Here is a 3,506-nt window from a genome sequence, read left to right as displayed (position 1 = left end):
TTTTTTGATTTAGATTCATCTCTAATCCTCCATTNNNTATTATCTTAATTTTACTAAATGTAAGATTAAATCTCAACTATTACATATAATGAACCTTGTAAATCTAATTTTGATGCAAAATCAATCAAGTAATTAGATCCCATGCCAGGACCGCCGGGAAGAAAAAGCCAATTAAGTTTACAAACACTATGTTCTTTTAATTTATTTAACCTATAATTTCTTACGAATAAATAATTAGTTTTCATTCCCTCCTCTTTCATATAAATTCCTTATATTGTCTTAGGTTTTGTGAACATCTCTAAAAAGATTTAATTTTTGCTATTTTTTGCTGCAAGAAATATAAGTAAAGAAAGCGTGGCATTTTTTAAAGATCAGGCAGCTACTGCCCATGTCCCTTATCAAAAAATGATTAGGATTTTACTAGATAAATATACTAAACACTATAAAGGAAATAAACGGGCATAATACCCTAGACTGAGCTGGCGGATAGGGTGGGATTCGAACCCACGGTACGGTTGCCCGTACGCCAGTTTTCAAGACTAGTGCCTTAAACCACTCGGCCACCTATCCAAGAAGATTCATACCAAATAATCTTATATATTTCAAGGGAAATCGTAAAAATTAATATTATAATGTTTAAATAGTTTATTAACATAATTTTTGACCATTGGGTACCTTAGGGTCAACTGTAACTAAACATATATCATTATTAATATCGGAAAAGCCAACTAACAAGAATTGAGACAAGACACCGGATATATTTTTTTCTCCTAAATTTATACAGCCGACAATAGACTTGCCTACTAATTTTTCAATAGTATAATGTTTTGTTATTTGTGCAGAAGTCTGCAAAACTCCAATTTCAATGCCAAAATCAACCCAAACTTTAAAAGCCGGTTTTTTAGCTCTTGGCAACACTTCTACTTTGACAATATACCGGAACGTAATTCAACACGTTCAAATTCTTCATATGTGATTGTTTTCGTACTTACCTAAAGGTTAAAATCATATGTTTTCCTATATACCAAAAATAAATACTTAAAGCAAATTAAATTACAAATCCGAATTGTTCTTTCACTTCGTTAACCGTTTCAGAGGCTCTAATTCTTGCTTTTTCTGCCCCAATGCGTAGTATTTTTAATAAATATTCTTTATCATTCATTAATTCTAAATATTTATCACGTATCGGTTGTAGATTTGTAATAATAATTTCTGCTAAATCCTCTTTAAATTTTGAAAAACCTTGGTTCTGATAATTATTGATTATGTTTTCTAAACTTTCCTCGGATAAACTTCTATAAATATCTAATAAATTACTAATTTCCGGTCTTGTTTCTTTATCATAGCTAACAAAGCTTAAATGATCGGTTTTGGCTTTTTTTATTTTTTGATGAATAAGATCGTTATCGTCTTTTAAATTGATACGGGCAAAATCCGAAATATCAGATTTGCTCATTTTCTTTAATCCATCCCGTAAGCTCATGATTCTTATACCTGTTTCACTAATTAAAACCTCAGGAACTTTTAGAATTTCTTTATCAAATCTCCTATTTATCACCCCTGCAATATCTCTTGTTAGTTCTAGATGCTGTTTTTGGTCTTCACCGACAGGCACTATATCAGCTTTATATATAAGTATATCAGCTGCCATAAGAACCGGATAGGAAAATAACCCAAGGCAAGCTTTCTCTTGATCACTTCCGGCTTTATCTTTAAATTGGGTCATTCGCTTTAACCATCCGAGCGGTGTAACACAATTTAGTAGCCAAGCAAGTTCTGCATGCTCTTTTACCATACTCTGGGCAAAAATCGTTACTTTGTCGGGGTTAAGCCCTGCCGCTAAATAAACGGCAAGAACCCCCATAATTGAATTATTAAGTTCTGAGGGCTTAATATCAACCGTGATAGCATGCAAATCCGCTAAGAAGAAAAAACAATTATATTCTTCCTGCATTTTAACCCAGTTTCTAATTGAACCTAAATAGTTACCGAGATGTAAAGAACCGGTTGCTTGCACACCGGAAAGAACAGTTTTTTGCATTATAATACCTTATTTATTTTACTCGTTGTAAAATTATGTTATATATACTCGATCAACTTGAAAAATTGGCAACAAAGTTTTTCATTTTTAATCCTCACGTAGCTTTAACTACGATGTGGTTAAAAATCTCAAAACGCCTTGCTCTTTTTCAAGTTGATCTTCGTATACTAAATTATATTAATTTTTTGTTAAATTATGCTTTGGCGTTTAAGAATTTTATCATTTTACGGATTATTATCGTTATTTACATTTATTTTTTTTCTTATATGTTACATACCCGTAACATTTTTCAATGTCAACTATCAAATAAGATACAGAATTGCCATTATCTTTTCTTATGCTTTTGTGTGGCTTGCAAAAATTTGTTGCGGTCTTAAATATGAAGTAGAGGGGCTTGAGAAATTACCGAAAACTACTTCAATAGTTGTGTCTAATCATCAATCCTTTTGGGATCAAATGTTTATGCAACTGATTATTCCTAAACATTCTTGGGTATTAAAGCGTGAATTATTTAATATACCCTTGCTTGGTTGGGGGCTTCGGATGGTTAAACCTATTGCGGTTGACCGTGGTACTAATAGCTCGGTTGCTCAGATTTTAAGAGAAGGTCAGAAAAAAATAAAAGAAGGGCTATGGTTAATAATATTTCCGGAATCAACCAAAGTCCCACCTGATAGAACAGTGAAATTTAAGCCAAGCGCCGTAAAGCTTGCTTCAATTACTAAAGTTCCAATTGTAATGATGGCTCATAATGCCGGTTTATTTTGGCCTAGAGGCTTTTGGTTTAAGCAGCCTGGTACTATACAGGTAAAGATTATAGGTGTAATAGAAAAAGAAGAAATAGAACAAACAGACGTACGTATACTTAATGACAAGGTTGAGCAAATTATTAACAGTGAAAAGCAAAAATTATTAAATTAATATTAGGTTTTAAAAATAATTAGTATTATCATAAAATTACAACCTAGTTCTTATGGGGGTATTTATGGTAAGTACAGCACCGTTAAAATTAATTGCAGTTATCGATAGTAAGCAAATGATGCTTTACGACGCATTGGGGATTAAAATTACTACTAATAAACCTTTAAAATTATCTTTAGATTTAGAGGAACATCATCACCATAGAGAAAAAAGACAAAGCCTTTACCAGAATAAATCGACCCCAGGATCACTTTTTGAGCCACATACTTCGCTAAAAGATATAGAACATAAAGAAGCAGCAAGGAGCGTTATTAAACATTTAGAGAAAGTAACTACTGCTGATCAAGCTAAATATAAGGAATTGATTATTGTAGCAGAACCGCAGATGCTTGGATGTGTTAGACAAGAACTTAAAAACGGTCTAAAAAAGATGGTTACTAAAGAAATCGCTAAGGATTTAGTACAACATAGTACAGATGCAGTCGAGCGAGCAGTATTTTCTTAGACCAAATAGTATTTTTGTAATAGTTGAGATTTAATCTTA

Annotated in this window: 5 protein-coding genes, 1 tRNA gene and 1 pseudogene; 3 read left to right on the top strand and 4 right to left on the bottom strand. The window is 32.2% G+C overall.

Going from position 1 to position 3,506, the window contains the following annotated elements; all coding sequences use genetic code 11:
* Positions 1–65: 65 nt before the first annotated feature.
* Positions 66–260 carry a hypothetical protein gene (locus tag KYQ89_RS02310; RefSeq protein ID WP_218460238.1) on the bottom strand — a complete coding sequence of 65 codons (195 nt, stop codon included), beginning with the start codon at positions 258–260 and terminating at the stop codon, positions 66–68.
* Between the two features lie 76 nt (positions 261–336).
* On the opposite strand from KYQ89_RS02310, the pseudogene KYQ89_RS07665 reads away from it, so the two are divergent.
* Positions 337–465 (top strand): annotated as a pseudogene (locus KYQ89_RS07665) (CopG family transcriptional regulator); the annotation flags it as partial.
* 15 nt (positions 466–480) lie between these two features.
* Here KYQ89_RS07665 and KYQ89_RS02305 read toward each other — a convergent pair.
* The 3 genes from KYQ89_RS02305 to trpS all read right to left on the bottom strand — a co-directional run bounded on the left by KYQ89_RS02305 (position 481) and on the right by trpS (position 2,041).
* A tRNA-Ser gene (locus KYQ89_RS02305) sits at positions 481–570 on the bottom strand.
* A 78-nt stretch (positions 571–648) separates the two neighbouring features.
* The gene (locus tag KYQ89_RS02300; protein WP_256621201.1) at positions 649–915 is read right to left on the bottom strand and encodes a tRNA-binding protein; all 267 of its coding nucleotides are present in this window, start codon (positions 913–915) and stop codon (positions 649–651) included.
* A 133-nt stretch (positions 916–1,048) separates the two neighbouring features.
* Positions 1,049–2,041: a tryptophan--tRNA ligase gene (trpS, locus tag KYQ89_RS02295; RefSeq protein WP_218460237.1), complete on the bottom strand. Its 993-nt coding sequence runs from the start codon at positions 2,039–2,041 to the stop codon at positions 1,049–1,051.
* A 195-nt stretch (positions 2,042–2,236) separates the two neighbouring features.
* On the opposite strand from trpS, the gene KYQ89_RS02290 reads away from it, so the two are divergent.
* Complete coding sequence (locus KYQ89_RS02290; RefSeq protein ID WP_218460236.1) at positions 2,237–2,962, top strand: lysophospholipid acyltransferase family protein; 726 nt, start codon at positions 2,237–2,239, stop codon at positions 2,960–2,962.
* 64 nt (positions 2,963–3,026) lie between these two features.
* Positions 3,027–3,467 carry a host attachment protein gene (locus KYQ89_RS02285; protein ID WP_039595012.1) on the top strand — a complete coding sequence of 147 codons (441 nt, stop codon included), beginning with the start codon at positions 3,027–3,029 and terminating at the stop codon, positions 3,465–3,467.
* Positions 3,468–3,506: the final 39 nt, after the last annotated feature.

Origin of the sequence: Rickettsia sp. TH2014, from assembly GCF_019249195.1 — a bacterium.
Taxonomy (GTDB): domain Bacteria; phylum Pseudomonadota; class Alphaproteobacteria; order Rickettsiales; family Rickettsiaceae; genus Rickettsia; species Rickettsia felis.
The sequence above is the reverse complement of the archived record's forward strand: the minus strand, read 5'-3'. Positions and strand labels throughout refer to the sequence as shown.

Excerpts from the sequence above, each read along its gene's own strand:
- KYQ89_RS02310 (WP_218460238.1), bottom strand. The coding sequence starts at position 260 with ATGAAAGAGGAGGGAATGAAAACTAATTATTTATTCGTAAGAAATTAT.
- trpS (WP_218460237.1), bottom strand. The coding sequence starts at position 2,041 with ATGCAAAAAACTGTTCTTTCCGGTGTGCAAGCAACCGGTTCTTTACAT.
- KYQ89_RS02290 (WP_218460236.1), top strand. The coding sequence starts at position 2,237 with ATGCTTTGGCGTTTAAGAATTTTATCATTTTACGGATTATTATCGTTA.
- KYQ89_RS02285 (WP_039595012.1), top strand. The coding sequence starts at position 3,027 with ATGGTAAGTACAGCACCGTTAAAATTAATTGCAGTTATCGATAGTAAG.